The organism is Psychrilyobacter sp., from assembly GCF_037132775.1.
In the GTDB taxonomy this organism is placed as follows: domain Bacteria; phylum Fusobacteriota; class Fusobacteriia; order Fusobacteriales; family Fusobacteriaceae; genus Psychrilyobacter.
Window position 1 is genome coordinate 1 of the sequence record NZ_JBAHZY010000133.1, and the last position, 23,825, is coordinate 23,825.

General features: G+C 33.7%; 17 protein-coding genes, 2 tRNA genes and 2 pseudogenes. 3 read left to right on the forward strand and 18 right to left on the reverse strand.

All coding sequences use genetic code 11. From position 1 onward, the window contains the following. The coding region (locus tag V5784_RS09350) for a transposase zinc-binding domain-containing protein (protein ID WP_336888767.1) at positions 1 to 463 on the forward strand (463 nt) is incomplete at its 5' end. Between the two features lie 1,075 nt (positions 464 to 1,538). Here V5784_RS09350 and V5784_RS09355 read toward each other — a convergent pair. Then, positions 1,539 to 1,615 (reverse strand) — tRNA-Asp (locus V5784_RS09355). A gap of 19 nt (positions 1,616 to 1,634) precedes the next feature. After that, positions 1,635 to 1,710 (reverse strand) — tRNA-Val (locus V5784_RS09360). 250 nt (positions 1,711 to 1,960) lie between these two features. Between V5784_RS09360 and V5784_RS09365 the strand changes: the two genes are divergently transcribed. Continuing rightward, on the forward strand, positions 1,961 to 3,295 hold the full coding sequence (locus V5784_RS09365) for a PhoH family protein (protein WP_336888768.1): 1,335 nt from the start codon (positions 1,961 to 1,963) through the stop codon (positions 3,293 to 3,295). A 68-nt stretch (positions 3,296 to 3,363) separates the two neighbouring features. Here the strand turns inward: V5784_RS09365 and V5784_RS09370 are convergent, their stop codons facing one another. The 10 genes and pseudogenes from V5784_RS09370 to V5784_RS09415 all read right to left on the reverse strand — a co-directional run bounded on the left by V5784_RS09370 (position 3,364) and on the right by V5784_RS09415 (position 12,349). Then, positions 3,364 to 4,251 carry an EamA family transporter gene (locus tag V5784_RS09370; protein WP_336888826.1) on the reverse strand — a complete coding sequence of 296 codons (888 nt, stop codon included), beginning with the start codon at positions 4,249 to 4,251 and terminating at the stop codon, positions 3,364 to 3,366. Positions 4,252 to 4,342: 91 nt separating this feature from the next. Continuing rightward, a pseudogene (gene nadC / locus V5784_RS09375) lies at positions 4,343 to 5,186 on the reverse strand (carboxylating nicotinate-nucleotide diphosphorylase). Between the two features lie 33 nt (positions 5,187 to 5,219). After that, positions 5,220 to 5,567 carry an FAD-binding protein gene (locus V5784_RS09380; RefSeq protein ID WP_336888769.1) on the reverse strand — a complete coding sequence of 116 codons (348 nt, stop codon included), beginning with the start codon at positions 5,565 to 5,567 and terminating at the stop codon, positions 5,220 to 5,222. Between the two features lie 79 nt (positions 5,568 to 5,646). After that, a pseudogene (gene nadA / locus V5784_RS09385) lies at positions 5,647 to 5,727 on the reverse strand (quinolinate synthase NadA); the annotation flags it as partial. Between the two features lie 69 nt (positions 5,728 to 5,796). Next, positions 5,797 to 6,165 carry a DUF6672 family protein gene (locus V5784_RS09390; RefSeq protein ID WP_336888770.1) on the reverse strand — a complete coding sequence of 123 codons (369 nt, stop codon included), beginning with the start codon at positions 6,163 to 6,165 and terminating at the stop codon, positions 5,797 to 5,799. Beyond that, positions 6,165 to 7,268, reverse strand: coding sequence for an ABC transporter permease (locus tag V5784_RS09395; RefSeq protein WP_336888771.1), 1,104 nt, complete (start codon positions 7,266 to 7,268; stop codon positions 6,165 to 6,167). Before V5784_RS09395 ends, V5784_RS09390 begins: the two co-directional genes overlap by 1 nt. Further along, positions 7,258 to 8,295 carry an ABC transporter permease gene (locus tag V5784_RS09400; protein ID WP_336888772.1) on the reverse strand — a complete coding sequence of 346 codons (1,038 nt, stop codon included), beginning with the start codon at positions 8,293 to 8,295 and terminating at the stop codon, positions 7,258 to 7,260. Before V5784_RS09400 ends, V5784_RS09395 begins: the two co-directional genes overlap by 11 nt. Continuing rightward, complete coding sequence (locus tag V5784_RS09405) at positions 8,282 to 9,874, reverse strand: sugar ABC transporter ATP-binding protein (RefSeq protein ID WP_336888773.1); 1,593 nt, start codon at positions 9,872 to 9,874, stop codon at positions 8,282 to 8,284. Before V5784_RS09405 ends, V5784_RS09400 begins: the two co-directional genes overlap by 14 nt. 76 nt (positions 9,875 to 9,950) lie before the next feature. Further along, positions 9,951 to 11,126, reverse strand: a complete 1,176-nt coding sequence (locus V5784_RS09410) for a DUF3798 domain-containing protein (RefSeq protein WP_336888774.1) — start codon at positions 11,124 to 11,126, stop codon at positions 9,951 to 9,953. A gap of 203 nt (positions 11,127 to 11,329) precedes the next feature. Continuing rightward, complete coding sequence (locus V5784_RS09415; RefSeq protein ID WP_336888775.1) at positions 11,330 to 12,349, reverse strand: alpha-hydroxy-acid oxidizing protein; 1,020 nt, start codon at positions 12,347 to 12,349, stop codon at positions 11,330 to 11,332. Between the two features lie 290 nt (positions 12,350 to 12,639). Here V5784_RS09415 and V5784_RS09420 point away from each other — a divergent pair, with 290 nt between their 5' ends. Beyond that, positions 12,640 to 13,503: a YitT family protein gene (locus V5784_RS09420; protein WP_336888776.1), complete on the forward strand. Its 864-nt coding sequence runs from the start codon at positions 12,640 to 12,642 to the stop codon at positions 13,501 to 13,503. 97 nt (positions 13,504 to 13,600) lie between these two features. Here V5784_RS09420 and pheT read toward each other — a convergent pair whose 3' ends face one another. The 6 genes from pheT to gyrB all read right to left on the reverse strand — a co-directional run bounded on the left by pheT (position 13,601) and on the right by gyrB (position 23,823). Further along, a complete protein-coding gene (gene pheT / locus V5784_RS09425; RefSeq protein WP_336888777.1) occupies positions 13,601 to 15,982 on the reverse strand; it encodes a phenylalanine--tRNA ligase subunit beta in 2,382 nt (793 codons plus the stop codon). Positions 15,983 to 16,189: 207 nt separating this feature from the next. Next, on the reverse strand, positions 16,190 to 17,209 hold the full coding sequence (pheS, locus tag V5784_RS09430; RefSeq protein WP_336888778.1) for a phenylalanine--tRNA ligase subunit alpha: 1,020 nt from the start codon (positions 17,207 to 17,209) through the stop codon (positions 16,190 to 16,192). 144 nt (positions 17,210 to 17,353) lie between these two features. Beyond that, complete coding sequence (locus V5784_RS09435) at positions 17,354 to 17,809, reverse strand: metallophosphoesterase (RefSeq protein ID WP_336888779.1); 456 nt, start codon at positions 17,807 to 17,809, stop codon at positions 17,354 to 17,356. 116 nt (positions 17,810 to 17,925) lie between these two features. Further along, entirely contained in the window at positions 17,926 to 18,702 is a 777-nt protein-coding gene (locus V5784_RS09440) for a hypothetical protein (protein ID WP_336888780.1), read from the reverse strand. A 113-nt stretch (positions 18,703 to 18,815) separates the two neighbouring features. Continuing rightward, positions 18,816 to 21,635: a DNA gyrase subunit A gene (locus V5784_RS09445; RefSeq protein WP_336888781.1), complete on the reverse strand. Its 2,820-nt coding sequence runs from the start codon at positions 21,633 to 21,635 to the stop codon at positions 18,816 to 18,818. A gap of 280 nt (positions 21,636 to 21,915) precedes the next feature. Continuing rightward, on the reverse strand, positions 21,916 to 23,823 hold the full coding sequence (gene gyrB, locus V5784_RS09450; RefSeq protein WP_336888782.1) for a DNA topoisomerase (ATP-hydrolyzing) subunit B: 1,908 nt from the start codon (positions 23,821 to 23,823) through the stop codon (positions 21,916 to 21,918). Between the last annotated feature and the right edge of the window lie 2 nt (positions 23,824 to 23,825).

Sequence of the window (23,825 nt, forward strand, 5' to 3'; positions counted from 1 at the left end):
CAACCCCCTGCCCCCATCTTGGGGGTTTTTTGGTATAATAACTATTATGACTACTATTACTCTTAAAGAGATTCTTACTAACGACAATTTAAAAGCTTTCTTCAAACATTCTTCCAAATATTTCGAGCACTTCCCCAAAAGTTATCTTGATTTCATAAAATCTACCCTTCTTTCTGCAAAAAATTGTAGAGAGTTTTCTTTTCCCAAATCCGTATTTTCTTCCCCTACTTGCTCTCATTATATTTTTAGACCTATTACTTGTAAATCAAAATTTTGTTCTTCTTGCGGTAAAATTTACGCTGAAAAATGGGCTTCTAAACTTTCTTCGCAATTAATTGATCAAAAACATCGTCATGTTATTTTTACCTTACCTAAAGAAATATGGAACTACCCTATTATTAAAAAGGATCTTCTGATTACTTTTTCTAACCTTATTAATACTCTTTTTAAAAATTGGTTTTAAAAGAATGATATTAAATTCCCTGGCCTTATTGTTGCTATCCATACTTTTAGTAGAGATTCTTCTTTTCATCCACACTTTCACGTGATTCTTCCTCTTGGTGGATTCAAAGAAAATCTCGCATGGAAAAAATTCTAATTTTATCCTGCTAATTTTTTTAATAACTCTTGGAAATACCTAGTTCTTCGAAGTATTACTCGAGCATATCCTAAATGCAAAAAGACTAAAAAAATTATCTCTCTTTGCCATAAAAAAGATTTTTTTATTAACTTAAAAGGTGAATCTCTTAAGACTTATCCTAAATCTCTTAAATATATTGGTCGCTATCTTATGAGACCTGCCATTGCTGAGTATCGAATTACTAAATTTGAAAATAATAAAGTTACATTTTGGTATATCAATGTAATTACCAAAGAAAAAACATTTCTAACTCTTTCATTATTTAAATTTATTGGAAGACTTATTACTCATGTTAATCCCAAAGGATTTAAAGCAAATAAGAAGATATGGATTTCACGCACGTAATATTAAAATTAATCTAAAAAATAAATTTAAATTACTTTTAAAGAAGTCATTATTAAATACTAATTTATTAACATGGCGTGAGCGAATTTTTAAATTCTATGGAAGAGACCCTTTTATTTATCCTAACTGTTTTTCAGAATTAAAATCAACATCATTTCATCATAAAAAATATGGTGATTTATATTATCCCTAGACTTTTAAAATTGAATATTCTCTCTCAACTTAGCCCTTAAGTTTTTTTTTATGCAGTTTTTTCAATTTACCATTTCAATTTTACCTTTTAATTTCAAATCTGACTTTTTTTTACAAATTTCTATCAAGATTTGGTTTTATAATTTCCTAGATAATAAAAATAACCACGAAACTAACACTCTTTTTCAAGTGTCTAGTTTCATGGTTATAGTTTGCTAAATTTTCTTTTATATTAGTTTATCATATTATAATCAAAACTTTATTACTGTCTGTATACACACTTCAGTCCTTAATTCTAAAAGTTTTATCATATAATTTTATGCAATAAAAAAATCTCCCAAGAGACTTCTAATTTAATATATGGCGGGAGTGACGAGAATCGAACTCGCGACATCCTGCGTGACAGGCAGGCACTCTAACCAACTGAGCTACACCCCCCTAGCGCTTTAAATTTAAATGGTGCTCGCAACAGGACTTGAACCTGTGACCCCCTGCTTGTAAGGCAGGTGCTCTCCCAGCTGAGCTATGCGAGCTCTCGTTTTTTCAGAACTCATTAAGTATACTATAAGTGGTTTTTGTTTGCAAGGTTTTTTTTATTTATTTTTATTTTTATTTTTATTTCTATTCACTATAAATACAAATAAAAATTTGAATTTCTATACGAGAAATATACATATATCTTTCCCCTTTGTGTGCTTATACCCAAAGTTTCTCCGTCGTTTCTCTTGCCATTTGATATTTTAAATACTATACTTGTATCAACCAAATTAGGAGGTATAACTCATGAACTCATATATAGTCGATACTAATGTTATAATTGCAAACCCATTCTTTATGAGGGATTTCAATGATTGTGAGATAATCATCCCTATCTACGTGCTAGAAGAATTGGATAAAATTAAATCCCGAGAAGGAAACAGTGGATTCCGTGCCAGACAATTCTTTAGATTCTTTAAGGAACTCGAAAAAAATGGAAATCTTATAGAGGGAATAACAGTCGATAATAGAGTTATTTTAAAAACCGAAATACAGGGAGATCTTTCTCTTATTCCTGTCGGTTTGGATCCAAATTATGTAGACAATAAGATATTAGCCCTTATGATGATGCCAAAACATAAAGAAAAAACTCTTTTAACCAACGACGTCAGTATGAGAGTTAAAGCTTCGTCTTTAGGAATAAGTTGCCTCATCTTGGATGCTTCTAATAAACATAAATTAGATGATCTTTATACGGGGGTTATTACCCATGAGGTGACCTCTGAGATGGTAAAAAAATTCTATACAGCAAAAGATATCTCGCTGGAAGACCTAAAAATTAAATCTATGCACCCCAACCAATTTTTTTACGGTTACACAGAATTTTCCTATAATCAGATCGTTGGTAAATTTGATAAAAAAAGAAACAAGGTCATAAAATTAAAATTTGATGATGCCAAAATATACGGTATTTCTCCTAAGGATGTAAGACAAAAATTCGCCATCGATGTTCTCCTAGATCCAAAGATTCCCTTTATTACGATTACCTCCAGACAGGGGTGTGGAAAAACTCTTTTAGCAGTTGCAGGAGCCTTAGAACAGGTATTAGAAAGAAATCGTTATGAAAAAATATTGATCGGTAAAAATACAGCACCTGTAGATAAGTGGAGTTATCAAGGGTTTACCACTGGAGATACAGAGGAAAAATTATTGACACATTTTGCCAACTACACCACTACTTTTGAAAATATCCAGCATATCAGGGGGAAAAAACCTCGTAAAGGGGTGGAAATTTTACAAGGATTGATAGATCAAGATAAAGTAGAAGTTTTGGATATCTCCTCTATTCTGGGATCAAGTTTTCTTAACAAAATTGTTGTAATAGATGAAGCTCAATCATTCGATATCCATGCTATGAGGTCGATGATTACAAGGATAGGAGAAGGGAGTAAATTGATCTTAATAGGAGATATCGCTCAGCAGACCGTCTCTAGATTAGACCCAGACAAATCAGGTCTCTATGCATCCATTGAATGGCTGAAAGAACTTCCAGAAACTGCTCATATCACATTAAATAAAGTCCATCGAAGTGAATTTATAGACAAAGCCAGCTTGATTTTTGACAAGAAAATTTTTGGCTAATTAAAAAAATGAGATCTTTCAAAATTAGATTTTGAAAGATCTCATTTTTTTACACTTTGAACACAAGTTTATGCAACCTTATATTCAAATTTTTTCTGAATATACCTTGGGAAGATAATTCCAAATAAAATTATTAAAATTCCAATCCACTGAACCATTGATGAGCTTTCGTGTAATATTGTCGTCGAGGCTAGTATGGCTACTGGTAGTTCTATTGATACAAGGATCGAGGTTAAACCTACCCCAATAACAGGAACTCCTATTGAAAAAAATAATGGAGGAATAATCGTTCCAAATAATGCTATTGTTGCTCCGTATTTTAATAGTGGTAAAACTATTTTAAGATCCCAAAGAAATGTGGGAGGAAATAAACCCACTATAAAAATAAAAGCTCCTGTTAGCATTAATGCACTTCTTTGAATTGGATCTACATTCGTTGCAACTTTTCCACTGACAAAGGTAAAAGCCGTATATGAACATGCTGCAAGAAGCCCGTATATTGTACCTAAAAATGTTAAACTATTTAATCCTCCATCAAAAACATTAGATGAAAATGCCGTTCCTATTAGGAGTAATGCAATCGACATTACCTGCGTCTTCGAAGGCAATCTCTTTTCCATCACACATTCCACTAAATTTCCCATCCATGTAAATTGAAAAAGAAGTAATATTGCCATTGAAGCTGGAATTTCTTGGACAGATTTATAATAAATTATACTGGTAAATCCAATTGGTATCCCTGCCAGTATTAACTTTATCGAATCACTTCTATTAAAATTTATCCTATATTCTTTATTTATTAGTTTGTTTAAAAAAACCAAGAGCCACAGAACTAGACATCCTATTCCTGCTTGAGAAAATACAATCGGTCCCAATGTAAACCCCTCAGCATAAGCTAACTTTACAAAAGTCGAAAGGACCCCATAACTTACAGCACCTAATAGAACAAAGATTATATGGAATTACTTATTTTTATACCTGTTAAAAACAGTACCATAATTCCCAATTTTTTTCAATCATTATAAAACTCAGTCTTCTACTAAAAAATTATTTCAACTTTAGATTTTTTATACTTATATCCAGTGACGTATACGAATGAGTAAGAGCTCCTAAAGAGATATAATCTACTTTCAACCCTCTAATCTCTCTTATCCTTGCTTCATCTACATTTCCAGATATCTCAACTATAGCTTTTCCATCTATTATTTCAACGGTTCTTCCCATAGTTTCTACATCCATATTGTCCAACATAATAATAATATCGGCTCCTACTTCTATAGCTTCCCTTACCTGATCTAGACTCTCAGTCTCTACCTCTATCTTCTTTACAAATGGATGATTGTTTCTCACAGCTAACACGGCTTTAGTCAGACTACCCCCAGCAGCCATTATATGAATTGTCCTTGATCATAGCTATGTCCATCAGATTATATCTATGGTTGTGCCCTCCTCCTATTTTCACCGAATATTTTTCCAAATATCTCAAATTAGGAGTTGTTTTCCTGGTATCCATAAGTTTTATCTCTGTTCCATCTAAGATTTTTACCATCTTATTGATTTTAGTGGCTATCCCTGACATCCTTTGTATTAAGTTGAGGGCTACCCTCTCACCACTGAGTATATTTTTAGCTATTCCAGATATCTTAGCTATAATTTCTTTGGGTTTTACCACCGATCCTTCAGTAGTCATAAATTGTACCTCTACACCGCCTAGGATATCAAAAGTTCTTTTAAAAATCTCCAGTCCACAGATTATTCCCTCTTCCTTAGCTATCAAATCTACCTCACATATAGCCTCGACACCTAAGATAGAATTCGTCGTTATATCATCTATTACAGAATCTTCTAACAGTGCACCTTTTATCACCTTATCAATTAACAGAAAGTTCATCCTTTAAATCCTCCCTAACCTTTAATATCTCATCTATAACCAATTTTCTATATCTATATCTATATCTATATCTATATCTATATCTATATCTATATCTATATTTTTCTCTACTTCTATCCATTTACCTTTTCCTCGCTTTATCATCTGGAGGGGAACAGAAGAGGAGAGCTCTTTATTTATGTCATTCGCTACCCTATTTCCAAATACCAATCCCTCTAAAAGGGAGTTACTAGCTAATCTATTTCTCCCATGAAGCCCTGTAAATGCAATTTCACCACAGGCATATAAGCCTTTTAACTTAGTTTCCCCGTCCATGTCCACTGCGATTCCACCCATGAAATAATGTTGGGAAGTTGTTATTAGGATCATGTCTTTAGCCAAATCATATCCTTTCTTATATTAAGTGCTGTATAGATGCCCGCTATCCCGCTTCCACAGATTATCACATCATAGTTCATCTCTATCCTCCTGCATAGTCAGTAATATCCTGTACATCTGCGTTTTGATAATAATGTGCAAGAATTATTGCATTTTTCTCTTCTTTTAACTTTTTTTCATGATTTTATTTCAATAAAAAATTCCCAGTTATTTTTATAGCCGGGAATAATCACTATTTTTTTTTGCTTTTTAACTCTTCCATTTTAAACCATGAATCACTTTCTATCATAGCTATATTCATCGTTATTTTCTTCCCTATCTCTGTTTTAAATTTTTTAACTATTTTTATTTCTATTCCACTTGCATCTTTAAACCTAACCTCTATAGTATGGTTAACGCCTTTTATATATTCTCTTTTTTTCTTCTTTTTCTTTACCTTAACTTCTTTTTTTCCATCTAAGATATAGTAAGCATTTTTAGGCGTATATGTTTCTCCTTTATTTTCTATATATACTGCATGTTCCTTACCACTTATAAATAAAAATACTCCCAAAAGGATCATCACCAGAATAACTCCTATTCTTGCAGCAATCGTTTTCATTATTTCTCACCTCCAGAAAGCTGTATCTCCATCATTTTCTTCCTTTCAGCTTTATTTTCCTGTTCCCTTCTCCATTGATGTAGCACCAGAGCCAAGGCTATTACTCCGTAAGAGATAAATACTCTAAAAAACTCTCCTATTTGAGCTGATCCTACTAATGCCTTTCCTGCTCTTGGTGATATCACAAACATCAAATGAAATAGTATTATTCCACCTAGAGCATTTGGTATACTTGCTCTTGCGGCTGTTGCTCCACCTATTAGTATCGCTGCGATAGAGAACATTCCTATCTGTTCATGACTGTTATATGTATTCATAGTTCCTATATTTTGTAAAAATATTATCTGCCCAATAGAAGCCAATACAGTAGATATTACAATAGATAAGATCCTAGTTCTTTCCACTGCTATTCCTGCTGATTTTGCTATTTCTATATCCTGACCAATAGCTCTCATATCCTGACCTAGCTTAGTTTTTCTAAACCACACTATAAAGAAACATAAAGCTATAATTATTATTATTGTTAGAAGAGGTATTGTAAATTGTCCCACTTTTACAACCATGGATCGATCCAGTACCTGACGAATATTCTTTAGATCGATGGCATTTCTAATCCCATATCCACGACTGAGTATTATTTTTTTATTTGTCATAGGAATGATATTTCCCATCCCATATAAAACTACTAATTGATAGACACCATTTATAAAAAATCCCATGATTATAGAAGTTATCATCTCTCTACCCTTGGCTTTATTTAATATATACCCGCCCAATATACCAAGTAAAATAGCGATTGGTAATGAGATTAAGACCGCTAACACAATCCCTTCCATCCCTGCTATCCTCCAATCGGTAATAAATATGAGTCCCAGTTGCCCAGCCATAGCTCCTAAAACTATTCCAAAGTTTAGTCCCATTCCTGCAACTACCGGGATAATAAGAGACAGCACTAAAAACGAGTTTCTAGACAATCTAGATATCATCTCTTGAACCAAATATCCCCCTGACAGACCAGCCAATGGAATAGCCATGACGATCAGTATTAATATTACTATTGGTACTATGTTACTTATAAGAAACTTTTTACCTTTATTTTCCATTCTTTTTCCCCCCTTTCCTAGTCAAAGCGTAGAGGATCATTCCATTTGAAATTATTATCCTCAGAGTTTCTGACATATCTGTTTTGACCAAGTTATTTATTACCGAAGGTGTCATTGTAAGTATTCCCTGGAATAAAAAAGTTCCTACCATTACATTTATTACAGTTGCTTTATTTACAGAAGCTCCCCCTATAAGGATCGCTGCAATTGCCGGAAATGCCATATAAAATGGCGCTAAATATAGCTGGATGAACCCAAAACTTTGTTGATATACTATTATTCCTATGGCAGCTAACATAGTAGACATTATAACTGATTTAGTTCTTACCTTGTCTATATTTACTCCTGTTGCCAAAGCAAATTTTGGATTTTCTCCTACAGCTTTCATTGCTAAACCTGACTTAGTTTTAAAGAATCCCCACATTAAAAATGCTAAAAAACCAAAGAAAATCATCTCACCAAATGGGATCTTGTCTGCCATTGGAAAGATCTTATTCAATGCTCCCTGCCAATAATTTTCTATACTGATCGTTGTACGAAGACCAGACCCTCCATATGCCCAGATCATATCCTGACTTTTAAATGGAAGTACAAGCCACATGATACACATAATTGCCACTGAGGAGAATCCGACATAGGTAGCGATCATCATCTCTCCACCCTTTACCCTGTTTAGTATCTGTGAATACCCCCATCCAAATATAATGGCAAATGGAATTGCCATTATGATAGCTCCCCAAAATCCAAAGACTCCAGTAAGACCCATCTCTACACTGACTACTGCTCCTATTAACCCTGCTTCTACTCCTAAAGGTAGCCCAAAGTTAAGCCCTGTTCCCGAATATATCATAGGCATAAGAGATAATACCAAGATAGCGTTCATTCCAAATCTTATTAACGTATCACTTATAGACGTTCCCAAATTTAAACCTACAAATGGAGCTGCTATATACATACTTAAAAGGAATAATGTTATGATTACCCTTGGCCACCCCATAGTTTCAATATAATTTTTAATTTTGTTCATCAGTTCCTCCTATCCCTACCATCAATTCTCCAAATTTAATTATGTCTGCTTCTGGAGGCAGTATTCCAGCTACTTTACCCTCTGTTATTATAGCTATCCTATCACTGATCCCTCGAAGTTCCTCAAGTTCTGAAGAAGTTATTATTATCGTAGTGCCATATTTTTCATTGTATTCACGCAGAGTTTCCAAAACTAATTTTTTTGCTCCTACATCTATCCCCCTGGTTGGCTCCGAAACCATTAATAATTCAGGTTTCATGGTAAATGCCTTGGCTAGGCAGACTTTCTGCTGATTTCCACCACTTAGTTCTCCTGCTGTCTGCTTAGAACTCAGGCACCTAATCTCTAATTTTTTTATGTATTCCAATGCATTTTTTTCTACACTTTTCTCATCAACCCATTCCACTAAACCACCGAGATATTTCTTAATAAATTTATTCTTGATTTGGATCGCAGGATAAGCTATATTGTCTTCAACGGTTCCATCTAGGAGCAGGCCTACTCCTTTTCTGTCTTCTGACACCAGGAAAATACCTTTTTCTAAGGGTAATTTAGGTTGATTTAACTCTAACCTTTTCCCTTCGAAAGTTATTTTTCCACCTGTAGTATATAACCCCATGATTCCATTGGCTATTCCTAATTTTCCCTGCCCTGCCATTCCACCTATTCCCAAGATCTCACCTTTATATACTTTCAGATCCATTTTTTTTACTGTTTCTCCAGGCATATCTACCCAAAATTTATCTAACTCTAGCAGAACGTCCTTGTTTTCAGTTGCTTTTTTTATTGTTTCTGATTCACTGAAGCTTCTACCAATCATCCATTCTGTTATCTCATGGGAGCTAGTTTTCTTTGTTTCTATCTCCTTTATTAAAATTCCATCCCGGAGTACTACCACCTTGTCACTTACCTGCATTATTTCATTTAATCTATGGGTTATGAATACTATTGAGATCCCCTCATTGGCCAATCTCTTCATTGTTTGTAATAAGATCTCTGATTCTGATTCTGTAAGTACTGCCGTAGGTTCATCGAGTACCAATAATTTTGTGTTTTCCCTTTCTATTTCACGGGCTATCTCTGTGAATTGTTTATGTGCCACTGGCATCTCTTTTATTATAGTTTTTGGATCCATTTTTACACCTAGATGTCCCACGGCTATCCCTGCTCTAGCTTCCATCTCCAAACGATCCAACTGTTTTATCCTATCACCAAATAAGACCTCTAAAAATCCATCTTTAGTCGATTCCCTATTAAGAACTATATTTTCAGTAGCTTCAAATCCAGGGATTAAGGAAAACTCCTGATGTACCATCCCTATCCCTGCCTCTAAAGCATCAAATGGAGATTTAAAATCTATCTCCTTTCCTTCAAACTTTATACTCCCACCATATCCACCTGTTTCACGGATTACAGGCATTCCAAATATAGTCTTCATTAGAGTCGACTTCCCTGCACCATTTTCCCCTACTAAGCCTATTATCTCGCCCTTATTTATACTTATATTTATATTTTTTAACACACAATTTTCACCAAACGATTTGGATAAATTCTCTATTTTTAAAAGTAGTTCACTCAACGCTTGTCCTCCTTTTTTTTCTGATTTAATGATAAAAAAGGGGCTCTCGCCCCTTTTTTTTTACCTTTATAAATTTTTAGTTGATTTCAAAATATTTTTCAGGAACTTTAAGCGCTGTCATATTTAAATATCCTTTTCCAAATACATATGTATCTTGGTATACTAAGAAAAAGTTTTCTCTCTCTATTCCGTCAACATCTATATATTTACTTCCATTCCAACCTGCTCCAGGAGTTTCTCGTCTTAAAGATGCCATAACTTTATCAGTATCATCTATTTCTGATCTTCCTTCTATTACGTCTATAACATGAGTTCCTAAAGCTACTGCTGCTGCAAAGTTATATGAATATGCCCATGTTCCCATTCTTCCAGAACCACCAGCTGCGACTACTGATTTTTCAACTTTCTTTAATATTTTAGGCCAATTTCCTTTTTCACTCTTATCAAACTTAACTCCTAAAGCTCCAGGATATCCCATTGTTGGAGAAGGTAAATCTGCTTCTACGAAGTATCCACCATCTTCTGCTATCCTCTTTAATAAAGGTTCAGTCTGTGCATCATTTGTTGCGAAAAATGCAGTATCTTTACCGTATCTTGCTAACCATGAAGGTACTTTTTCTAAGATAAATTGTTGAGCACCTGCTACACCGACATCACTTACAGGGTCTGGGGCAGTCATAGTTATGAATTCCATTCCTAAATCTGCTGCTGCTTGTTTCATAATATCTCTTCTTCTAGATAAAAGTTCATAACTCATATGTCTAGGAAATGATATATGCATAAATTTCTTTGCTCCCATTTCTTGAGCTGCTTTTATAATTAAATACCCTCTAGCTACGTTATCAGGATTTAATACTAAGTCTGCCACATCTGCGATCATTTCTGGATCTTCATGGGGACTGTTTGCAACTAATAGAATATCAGGATTCTTTTCCCTTACCCTTCTAAACGCTTCCACTGTTCCAGGAATAGCTTCTGTTACAACTATTGCTCTCATCTTGGGATCGTCTGATAAACTTACTATTTGAGAGATTGTTGTTTCCATCTCCTGCATAAAATTATCCGGATAAGTTAGATGAGTTACTCTTCCGCCATCTTCAGTTGCTCCAAACTTATTTATTAACTCTTGAGCTCCCCTAAGACCATCTTCTGATTGAGATACTGTTCCAGATACTACACCAATATGGTAATCTGCTGAAAATGTAAATGCCGACATTACAAACATTGTAACTAATAAAAATAATTTTTTCATCTTTCATCTCCTTAAAATAAATTTATATACAAATACCATTTAGTTAGCACTACACTCCATTATAAAAGTACATTCTTATAGTATTAGTACTAATACTACCTTAACATGGACACTTTGTCAATAGTTTTGGACATTATTTATTTTTAACCTAAAAAAAGATGCCAAAATTTCAGCATCTTTTTTAAATTCTTATTATTTTTTAACTAATCCCTATATATCATATTTTTATTTATTTCTTCTAAACTACCTGCGCCTGTAAGTATCATAGACTGGTAAAGTTGATTTTTCAAAGTTTCTAGAGTTAATTTAACTCCCTCTCTTCTTCCTCCTACACTTCCCCAAATAATAGGTCTTCCTACCAATACACAATGAGCTCCAAGGGCTAAAAACTTCACTATATCAATTCCTTCCCTTACTCCACCATCGGCTATTACTACCATTTTATCTCCTATAGCAGCAGATATTTCAGTTAGAGTCTCTATAGAACTGATAGTCCCGTTCAGAACACGACCACCGTGATTAGACACTATGATACCAGCCACTCCTGCTTCCATGGCTATTTCAGCTTCTTTTACACTTAGAATCCCCTTTAATATAAATGGTAACTTAGTTGAATCTACTAGCTCTTTTAGCTCTTCCATTGATTTCGGTCCTACAGGCTGTCCCATAGTACTCATAACCAGTAATCCAGCCCCATCTACATCTACTCCTACTGCAAGTGCCCCAGCTTCTTCTGCCATCCTTATTCTTTTTATTATCTCAGGATTTCCCCGGGGTTTTATGATAGCCACGCCATTCCCATCCATTTTTTTTATAGCTTCTATTCCCCATCTATAAAAATCAGGATTTCCTCCATCACCTATCATAGCGATAGTTCCACATTCTACACTTCCATTTACGATATCATCTATATAATCTTCTTCCGCTATAGCTCCTCCAGCATTATAGTTTAATCCTGTAATAGGGGCTATCATTACCGGGCTAGAAAGTACCTTTCCTAAAAAATTAAATTTAACATCTGGATCCTTGGCACCATGTAATGTTCTCATCATAAGTCTTATCTCATTTAATTTATTATAGTTCCTCTGCATTGTTGAGCCATTTCCTGCTCCTCCCATTCCCGGGACCATCCCCCTGCACCATACACCATTACATTCACGGCATATAGCACATACCCCTTTCATCTTTTCACGGGCATTGTTTTTTATCTCTTTTAAGTTCATATTTCCCCTCCAATATTTTAATTATTTTTTCTATATATTATTTTTTATCCACTATATCTATATCAAAAAATGTTTTAATTTTAGCTGTTTTTTATCTCTTAAATCTTACCATAAAACTATAAAAGTTATCACTTTATATAGTTTTTTTATCCACCAAAAAATAATTAATTTTATTGTATCTTTTTTGTTTTAAAAATGCTAAAATTTGTCGATTTAGAAGGAATGATTTTTTGAATCAATAAAATTTAAAGTTTAATAAACTTTATTATATCGGGGGGGGAGAAAGTCAAATGAAAAGACATTTAAAGGGGTTATTTTTTGATTATTTTGTTATTAATTTAGGATTGATACTATCAGCCATTGGAATAGGGATTTTTTTAGTCCCCGGAAAATTAGTCAGTAGTGGGGTTCCAGGAATTGCCACTATATTATTTTATGGGATGGGGATTCCCATTGGTCTTACCATTCTGATCTTTAATATCCCTATATTTATCCTAGGCGTTAAAGTATTTGGAAAAGAATATGGATTCAAAACTTTTTTTGGAATTGTGGGTTTAGCCTTTTATACCCAAACATTCCAAGAACTGTTAAATTACACCTCTGTAATCGACTATACCAAGGGCGGAAATTTACTCTTAGCACCTATCTTTGGAGGGATGCTTTTAGGTGCAGGAATAGGTTTGGTTTTTAGATTTGGCGGGAGTATGGGGGGAGCTGATATCTTGGGGCAGGTTATCAGTAAATATTCCAAGCTGCCTGTTGCTTACGCCATCTTGATGTTGGATATGCTCGTAATGGGGAGCGGAATAGTAGTCTTTGGAATCGAAAAGGGGCTCTATGCTATCCTGTCTGCATTCACCTGTAATTTGATGTTAAATAAGATATTTGAAGGATTAAGCCATAGTAAGATGGTATATATTACTAGCTCTAAGTATGAGGAAATCCAAGAACTTCTAGCAAATATTATTCAGACTGAAAGCACTACTATTATGACTAAGAGTCTTATCCAGAATTCTGAAAAAAAGATGATCATGGTTATCTTAAAGAATAAACAGCTTCGCGATTTGCATATGTTTATTAACAGGATCGACCCAAAAGCTTTCATTGTTATTTCTGAAGTATATGAAGTTTTTGGTGATCCAGAAGACGAATAAAAGCAACGTGATGTTGCATCCAATTAACCAGAATTAAAGTTTCTAAATTATTAGATAAAAAACCCCTCCTAAAAATTTAGGAGGGGTTTTTATAAAACTATTGTCTGATTTCACCTTGATGCTTTTTCTTGATAAGTCCTAAGATCTTATCGATTGCTGCAGCTACTTCGTTCTCTTCCAAAGTTCCTGTTGTTTTTCTAAGCACGATATTAATAGCTACTGATTTTTTATCTGCTTCTACTTTTTCACCCTCATAGATATCAAATAAATTTACACTTTCGATGATATTGGAAGACTTTTTAATATCTTCCAACATATCTCCAACTAATTTATCTCTGTCCATTAAGATAGCTAAGTCTCTGTTTACTGCTGGATATTTTACTATCTTTTCGTATTTTATCTTAGTTTTTCCATATTTTACTATCTTAGCTAGTTCTAACTCTGCTAGATATACTCTTTCTCTTGAGATAGACATAACTTCAGCAACGTCTGGATGGATCTCTCCAAAAGTTCCGATATAATCTCTTCCTATCAAAATATCCACTGCTCTACCTGGATGATAACTTTTATTTTCAGTTCTTTTCAATTGATATCTAGTCATTCCCATATCTGTCAGATAACTTTCTACATATCCTTTTAAGTCATAAAAATCATAGGCTTCAGGTTTTGCTTCCCATAGATTTCTTTCCTCTCTACCAGCTAAAGCAATCCCTACTTTTACAACTTCATCTGCTAAAGTTTCTGCTTTAGTAAATGTTCTTGATACTTCAAATATCTTTAGATCATTTATATTTCTGTTGAAATTATCCTTGATATTGGTAAGTAATCCATACATCAAAGTAGGTCTGAGTGTTACCATATCCTCATTGATAGGATTTTTGATATCTATAGTCTCTGCCTCTACCTTTAATTTCCCTAAAATTCCCCTAGGGATAAAGCTATAGTTTATAACTTCTTGTAATCCCATATCTCTCAGATGTTTTTTAGAAGTATCGATAGTTTTGAACTCCTCATCTACTACACCAGCTTTGATCTCTTCTATTGGCATCTTATCTTCAATATTTTCAAATCCATACATTCTGATGATCTCTTCATATAAATCTGCTGATCTAGTTATATCATTTCTATATGATGGAGGAGTTACAGAAATTTTGTTTTCTCCTCTGTTTTTTATCTGCACATTTAAGCTGTTTAATATCGTCCCTACTGTATCTAACTCTATTTCCTTACCTACAAATTTGTTTAATTTGTTGATATCTAAAGAAACTTCCCTAGAAACATAAGGATCTGTATATACATCTATACACTCTCCTACAACTTCACAATTAGTTATAGACTGGATCAGAGATGATGCTCTTTCTAATACAACTAAAGTATTATCTCTGTCTATTCCTCTTTCAAACCTATACGAAGCATCGGAAGATAATCCTAATTCCTTAGCTGTTTTTCTTATATTTTCAGGAGTAAAATATGCTACCTCTAATAATATATCAGTAGTATTCTCATCTACCTCTGAGTTTTGTCCACCCATGATTCCAGCTATTGCTATAGCCTTTGCCTCATCAGCTATTACTAATTCAGAGTTATTTAATTCTCTCTCTTCACCATCTAAAGTAGTAATTTTTTCACCTTTTTCAGCTTCTCTTATAGTTATCTTTGAACCCTCTAATTTAGAGTGATCAAAAGCATGCATCGGCTGATTGTATTCAAACATAATATAGTTAGTTACATCCACAATGTTGTTTATTGGTCTGAGTCCGATGGCTTTCAATCTTCTCTTCAGCCATTTTGGAGACTCTTCCACCTTTACATTTTTTAATATTCTAGAGCTGTATCTAGTACATCTTTTATCATCCTTGATATCTACAACGATCCCAGACGGTCCAGTCAGAGTTCTGATGTCAGATGCAGGATATCTTACCTTTCTCTCATAATAAGCTGCGACTTCCCTTGCAATACCAATATGAGACAAACAATCAGGTCTGTTAGGTGTTATTTCTAATTCAAAAATTATGTCATCTAACTCTAAGTGTGTTCTTATACTTTCGCCGATAGGTGCATTTTCAGATAGAATAACAATCCCATCTCCATCTGTGCCCATTCCTAATTCTGCTTCTGAACAAAGCATTCCGCAAGATTCTACTCCCCTTATTTTAGATTTTTTTATCTTAAAGTTTCCAGGTAAAACAGCACCTATTTTAGCAACTATTACTTTATCTCCTAATTTATGATTGGGAGCTCCACAGATTATTTGTAACAGAGCTTCTTCCCCTATATTTACCTTTAATAGAGATAATTTATCAGCATCAGGATGCTGACTATATTCTACAACATGTCCTACCACTACGTTCTCTAGATGTTGTCCTTGCTCTTCTATTGACTCAACCTCTTGTCCAATCATAGTCAGGGCATTTTCAAGCTCTTTAACATCTTCATTTATATCTACATATTCCTTTAACCATTCTAAAGATATTAACATTTTTCCCTCCAAATTTAACTCTTCCTTCTAGGTTTCCACGATTTACGAATATTAAAACTAGATCTAACTAAATCTAGTTTCAAATGTAAAAAAGGAAAGAGTTGATTTTTTCTATTTTTTTTAATGACAATTTTTTTTATTTTAATACTCCTATAATTTTATGTGTCTTCTCCCTACAAGAGAAATCTATAAAAAGATGAGAGTCTACTAAAAGTTAAACTGCTTTAAGAATCTTAGATCATTATCATAAAATGCTCTTAGATCATCTATACCATGTCTCAACATCGCAACTCTCTCTATACCCATTCCAAATGCAAATCCACTTATTTCGTCTGCATCATAATTCACACTTTTTAACACTTCAGGGTCTACCATTCCACAACCCATTATTTCTAACCAACCTGTATTTTTACAGAGTCTACACCCTTTACCTTTACAGATTACACACTCTATGTCCATCTCTGCTGAAGGTTCTGTAAATGGGAAAAAATGAGGTCTAAACCTTATATTAGTCTCTCCAAATACCTTGTTTACAAATTCTGTTAAGATCGCTTTTAAGTTAGCAAAAGATATATCTTTTCCTACCATCAATCCTTCCATTTGGTGGAACATCGGTGTATGAGATACATCGTAATCAGATCTATATACCTTTCCTGGGCATACCATTCTAAATGGTGCTGTTTTATTTTGCATATATCTAATTTGTACAGGCGATGTATGTGTTCTAAGGACTGTATTATCATCGATATAAAAAGTATCCTGTAGATCTCTCGATGGATGAGCTTCTGGTATGTTCAATGCATCAAAGTTATTAAATGTAGTCTCTAGTTCTGGTCCTGCAGCTACATCAAATCCCATCTCTATAAAGATATCCTTTAAAAAATCCATAGTCTCTGTTATAGGATGTAATCTTCCAGTTCCCGTTTTTCTTCCTGGTAAACTAATATCTATAGTTTCGTTATTCATTCTCGTTGTTTTTTCTGTTTCCTTTAGCTCAGTCATCTTAGTTTCAATTTCATTTGTAATAAAATCCCTAACTTCATTAGCTAATTGACCAACAATAGGTCTTTCTTCCTTAGATAAATTTCTCATACCTTTCATAATATCTGTCAATTTACCTTTTTTTCCTAAGATCTCTATCTTTAGATCTTCTAGTTCTTTTACACTAGTTATCGAAGTTAAGCTAATAGCTACTTCACTCTTTAGAGCGTTTATTATCTCTTTCATCTTGCCTCCTAAAAACTTCTCGCAATATTCTATAATTTATAAAGTAAATTAATAGTATATTGGTGATGCCCTTTACGGGTACTTATATCATTAATCTCATAGTATTTTATCAAATTTTTGATGATTATCATACTTTTTTTTAGTTTATAATTTCTTATGCTCTATATTGATTTCATCATTATTTATGTTTAATATCCCATAAAGCCCATCTTTTACGGCTCCCGGGTTAAATAAAATCATTCTTTCTTCCTCTAAATAAGGAACATGAGTATGACCAAAAATACAGATATCAGTCCCCTTATCCCTAGCTTCCTTCCTTAGATAGTCATAGCTTGTTTTAACTCCATATAGGTGACCATGGGTCAAAAATATCTTTTTACCTGAGAGTTCAAACTCCAAAGTATCCTCTGTATTATGATCCATATAATCGCAGTTTCCTCTGACTATATAATATTTAGAACTTTCATATACATATGATAACTCCTCCGCATCTTTGCTATAGTCTCCAGCTGAAATAACTATATCCGGAACTTCTTTCTCCCATATTTTTATCAAATTATCTAGCCTTGAATGACTATCCGATACTATCAATATTTTCATAACGACTCCTTTCTCGCTCTTCCTTTTGACATCGTAAATCGAAGAAAGAGTCTAGATTAATTTAGGAGGAGAACATTAGTTCTCCTCCTAAAAAATTTTTTTACTCGTATAAAATATTATCCTATATAGATAGGAATTTCTATATTTTCCAGTAACTTTAACCCCGTATCTCTTGTCAGTTTCTCCAATAAGAAGGAGTGTTTAAGATCTCCCATAATTAAAATATCAAATTCTTTACTCTTTTCAGAAATTATATCTATTGCTTTCCCCTCTAGTTCCAAAATATTTAATGTTTTTCCTGCTATCTCCATATATTTTGAAAATTCATCATCAGTTTCATCCTCTAAATTTACAGCTACAGAGGTAAAATTATTTGATCTATCAAACATATTTAAAAAAGCAAAGACCGATTTGTTTACCCTTTCACTCTTACTATTGGCAATTATCACTTTTTCAACCTTCAAACTATTGTTTTCAGGAATCAATAGAACAGGTTTATAATGATGTCTAAGGAGATCTTTTTGATTATCCGTAATCTTATTGGATTTCTCTGCTATTATCAGATCAAACCCAAACATTTTTTCTTGTAAAATCTCCTGAGGAACCCCATCTTCTACCAATAGATGTTCTACTGGAAAATAATTTTTAAATACTTTCTTTAGTTCTTCTACTTGAATATTTTCTGTTTTTTCCCAATCTCTGATCATTAAATTAGCTGAAGTATCCACTGCTAATCCTTCTACTGTCGGAGGGAGTACCTCATACTTTCTTATGTCTCTAACATATAGCCCGTATACTTCTGTCTCGTATTTTTCTTTTAAATACTGTCCCGTTACAAGTAAATTATTTTTGTTAAGTTCATTTCCGAATAAAATCAAAATTCTATTTAACATAAGTACCCCTCCAGTTGAATAATCCATAATAATCAATTATTAATTATTTCTAATTCATTTTAGTACTTATGTTTTTCTACAAGACTATATATTTTCCTTTTTTTCTTATTTTTTTATTCTGCTATCTCCATAAGTTCCTCTTCAATGAGTTCTTCTAGATTTCTTTTTACCTTGATAGTCGAAACCACATGTTCTGTGTCTTCTACTCTCATTATTTTTACACCTTGAGTTGCTCTTCCAATTAGAGATATATCTTCTACAGGAGTTCTGATTACAACCCCATTTGAAGTGATAGCCAATAATTCTTCATCATCAGTCACAGCTTTCACATCTACAACCTTTCCATTTCTAGCATTTACTCTGATATTGATTACACCTTTCCCACCTCTAGATTGGCTAGTATAACCACTTATTCTAGTTCTTTTCCCATATCCATTTTCAGTTAGAGTAAGGATTTTAGCGTCTTCACATTCTACTATTACTCCTGATACTACCTTATCTTCTGGACGAAGAGTGATCCCTTTTACACCTGTAGCTGTTCTTCCCATAGATCTTACATTATCCTGTGGGAATTTTATAGCATACCCTAATCTTGTAGCTACGAATACCTTACTGTCTTTGGTATCTATTAATCCAACGAAGATCAAATCATCATCATCTTTTAAGTTTATGGCACGTAGACCAGATTTATTGATATTTTTAAATTGGCTTAGGTTAGTTTTCTTCACTAGACCATTTCTAGTCAGGAAGAATACTTCATGTTCTTCAGAAAAATCTCTTACTTTTATTATAGATCTTACCTTCTCACCTTCCCCTAAATTAATCATATTTTCAATTAATTTCCCTCTAGCCTGCTTAGAAAATTCTGGGATTTCATATACCTTTAAGCTGTATACTTTTCCGCTGTCTGTATAGATCATCATGGTGTCGAGGTTAGAAGCAGCATACATATTTTCTACGAAGTCACCCTCTACTGTATGTTGGCTACTTACACCCTTCCCGCCTCTTTTTTGAGCTTTATATTTATCTTGGCTTATCCTCTTTACATAACCTTTGTTAGTCAGAGTTACTATTACCTTCTCATCGGAAATCAAGTCCTCAATATTGATATCTAATCTAGATTCTTCTATTTGAGTTCTTCTTTCATCTGAATAATTTTCTTTGATCTCTTCTAATTCTTCTGTTATTATCTCATACACCTTATTTTCATTGTTTAAAATAAAGTTTAATTCTTCGATTATTTTTACTAGAGCAATAAATTCATTTTCTATTTTATCTCTCTCTAAGCCAGTTAATCTTTGTAATTTCATATCTAAGATCGATCTTGCTTGAGTTTCACTGAATGAGTAATCTATTTTTAAAGTTTCCTTAGCTACATTAGCATCTTTTGATCCTCTAACTATCTTGATTATCTCTCCGATGTTGTCTAGGGCTATTCTGAATCCCTCCAAGACATGAGTTCTTTTTTCAGCTTTTTCCAACTCATACTTAGTTCTTCTAGTTACTACATCAATTCTATGGTTGATATAGTGATCCAGGGTCTCTTTCAGAGTTAATACTTTTGGTATATTGTCAACTAAAGCTAACATAATAATTCCAAATGTATTTTGTAACTCAGTATATTTATATAGCTTATTTAAGATTAATTCGGGTTCTTCTCCCCTCTTAGTCTCTATTACTACTCTTATACCATTTCTATCAGATTCATCTCTAAGATCGGTTATTCCTGTAATCTTTTTTTCCCTTACAAGATTAGCGATCTTTTCTATCATCCTAGCCTTATTTACTTGGAATGGGACTTCATTGATTATTATAGAACTCTTTCCATTTTTATGCTCTTCAATTTTTACCTTACCTCTTACTCTTACTCTTCCTCTACCAGTAGTATAGGCATCGTAGATCCCTTTTTTCCCATCGATTATTCCACCAGTTGGGAAATCCGGTCCACTTATAAATTCAATCAGGTCTCTTGACGTTATCCTAGGTGCTTCTCCTAAAACTTCTGAGATTACCTTTTTTAACTCTCTAAAAGTAGTCAATGATAGTTCTTTTGGTATCTCGGTATATTCTTCAACTTCTAAAGACTCTTCCCTAGCTTCCTTTTCTTTTTTAAGTTTAAGGTTCAACGCATCATTTTCTTCTATAGATTTTTCTACAACCGCCTTTATCTTTTCAATGGCATTCAATAATTTATTTTCATCTGATGCGTCAGCTCTTGATATCATCTTTTCAATTCTTCCAAAAGCAATCTCTGCATCGAACTTTTCTGTAGAGTTAGCAATCAGTTCCTTTATTTTTTCAAACCCTTCTACAATCTCATCTTTTTTATCTTTTATCTCCAGTCTATTATTTATAACAGCCAGGATTCCATCTACTAATTCTCCTAGGTTATGAGGAGGTATATTAGTAGTCATTCCGACTGCGATACCAGTTGCTCCATTTAATAATAAATTGGGTAATTTCGCAGGTAATACAATAGGTTCATCCAATGAATCATCAAAGTTTTTTCTGAAATCTACTGTATTTTTATCTAAGTCTACCAATAATTCTTTAGTAATTTTAGCCATTCTTGCTTCTGTATATCTCATGGCTGCTGCCGAATCTCCATCTATCGATCCAAAGTTTCCATGCCCATCAATCAATTCATATCTGTAATTAAATTCTTGAGCCATTCTAACCATAGTATTATAAACAGCCGTATCTCCATGTGGATGATACTTACCCAGTACTTCTCCGACAATTCTAGCCGATTTTTTATGTGGTTTATCACTAGTCATTCCCAGTTCATTCATAGCAAACAGAATTCTTCTATGAACTGGTTTCAGCCCATCTTTTACATCTGGTAATGCTCTACTTATGATTACACTCATAGAGTAGTCCAAATACGATTCTTTCATCTCTTGTTCTATATATCTAGTTATTATATTTGACATCTAATCCTCCTGAATTAATTTATCTTCATCCGTCCTATCGGACACCCTCTCCCTTGACATCATAAAAATCATATTTATTAAATATAATTTTTTTATACTCGACAATCGGAAGAAGGAAGGTTATTTGTAAGAGATAGAATTCGAAGAATTCTATCTCTTACTATTTTTTATTTTTCTAAGAAGCTAAATACTCCATTTCTTCTGAATATATATTTCTTATTTGCTTTAATAGTTTATTTTTTGATTATTTATTGTGAATTTTTTTCTACAACTTTCAACCCTATATATCCAAGTTTTTAACGAATTCGGCTCCTTCTTCGATAAATTTCTTTCTAGGTTCCACCTTGTCACCCATTAATTTATCAAATAACTTATCCGCTTCTACAGCATCATCTATTCTTACCTGTAATAGTGTTCTTGTATCTGGATCCATCGTTGTTTCCCATAGCTGATCAGGGTTCATCTCTCCTAATCCTTTGTATCTTTGAAGAGTAAATCTTCTATTCTCTGCATTTAGCAGATCGGTTGCACTCTTCATCTGTTTGTCCGTATAAGCATACTGTATCGATCTGCCAGCTGTTATCTTAAATAACGGAGGTTGAGCGATATATATATTTCCATTGGCTACTAGATCGTGCATATATCTAAATAGGAACGTTAAAATTAAAGTTCTGATATGAGCTCCATCTACATCGGCATCGGTCATGATTATGATCTTATGGTATCTTAATTTCTCAAGATTCATCTCATCATTAAATCCAGCACCAAATGCTGTGATCATAGCTCTTACCTCTGTATTTTCTAAAGCTCTATGTAATCCAGCTTTTTCTACATTTAATATTTTTCCTCTCAGTGGCAAGATAGCCTGAGTGTGTCTGTCTCTTCCTTGCTTTGCCGATCCCCCTGCTGAATCTCCCTCTACGATGTAGACTTCACATTCTTCAGGGTTTTTAGATGAACAGTCTGCAAGTTTTCCTGGTAATGATCCCACTTCTAAGGCTGATTTTCTCATTACCAATTCTCTTGCTTTTTTGGATGCTTCCCTTGCTCTTTTAGACATCAAGATCTTCTCAATTACATTTCTAGCATCTGCAGGAGTATCCTCTAAATGCATCTTTAAATATTTACCTACAATCCCAGAAACTATGCTGGTAACTTCTGAACTTCCTAATTTTGTCTTAGTCTGTCCCTCAAATTGTGGATCTGGCACCTTTAAAGATAAAATAACTGTCATTCCTTCTCTGATATCACTACCTTGAAAATTTCCATCTCTTTCTTTTACAAGACCCATAGTTTTAGCTACATCATTTATTACACGTGTAAGAGCGGTTCTAAATCCACTTACATGGGTTCCCCCCTCATGGGTATTTATATTATTAACGAATGAAAATATACTCTCCCTTTGTTTTGTTGTATAAGTCATGGCAATCTCTACAATTACCCCTTCGGCCTCTCCTTTCATATAGATAGGTTCTTTGATTAATTTTTCATTCCCCTCTTCTAACTCACCTAAGAAATCGATTATACCACCATCAAACTTTAATATTTCCTCTACTGTTTCCTCTTTTCTAGAGTCAGTAAGTACTATCTCTAGATTTTTATTTAAATAGGCTAATTCTTTTAATCTATTCTTTAAAGTTTCAAAACTATAGATTAAAGTTTCAAAGATCTCATCATCGGCTTTGAAGACTATTCTGGTACCGGTTTCCTCAGTTTTTCCTATCACCTTTACATCAAACATAGGTTTCCCTCTTTCTAACCTTTGATGGAAAATCTGCCCTTCTCTCTTTACATAGACTTCCAGCCATTCAGAAAGAGCATTTACCACTGAGATACCTACCCCATGAAGTCCTCCTGATACCTTGTAGTTATCATTTTCAAACTTACCTCCGGCATGCAGTACCGTCAATACGATCTCCAAGGCTGATTTGCCGTGTTTTGGATGAATTCCTGTGGGAATACCCCTTCCATTATCGATTACCTCGATTATATTGTCTTCCAATACATTTATAATTATCTTATTACAGTGCCCTGCCAAGGCTTCGTCTACCGAGTTATCCACTACTTCCCATACAAGATGGTGTAATCCCCTCTCAGATGTTGTTCCAATATACATTCCCGGTCTTTTTCTAACGGCTTCCAGTCCTTCTAAAACCGTTATGTCTTCCGCTCCATAATTATTACTCATCT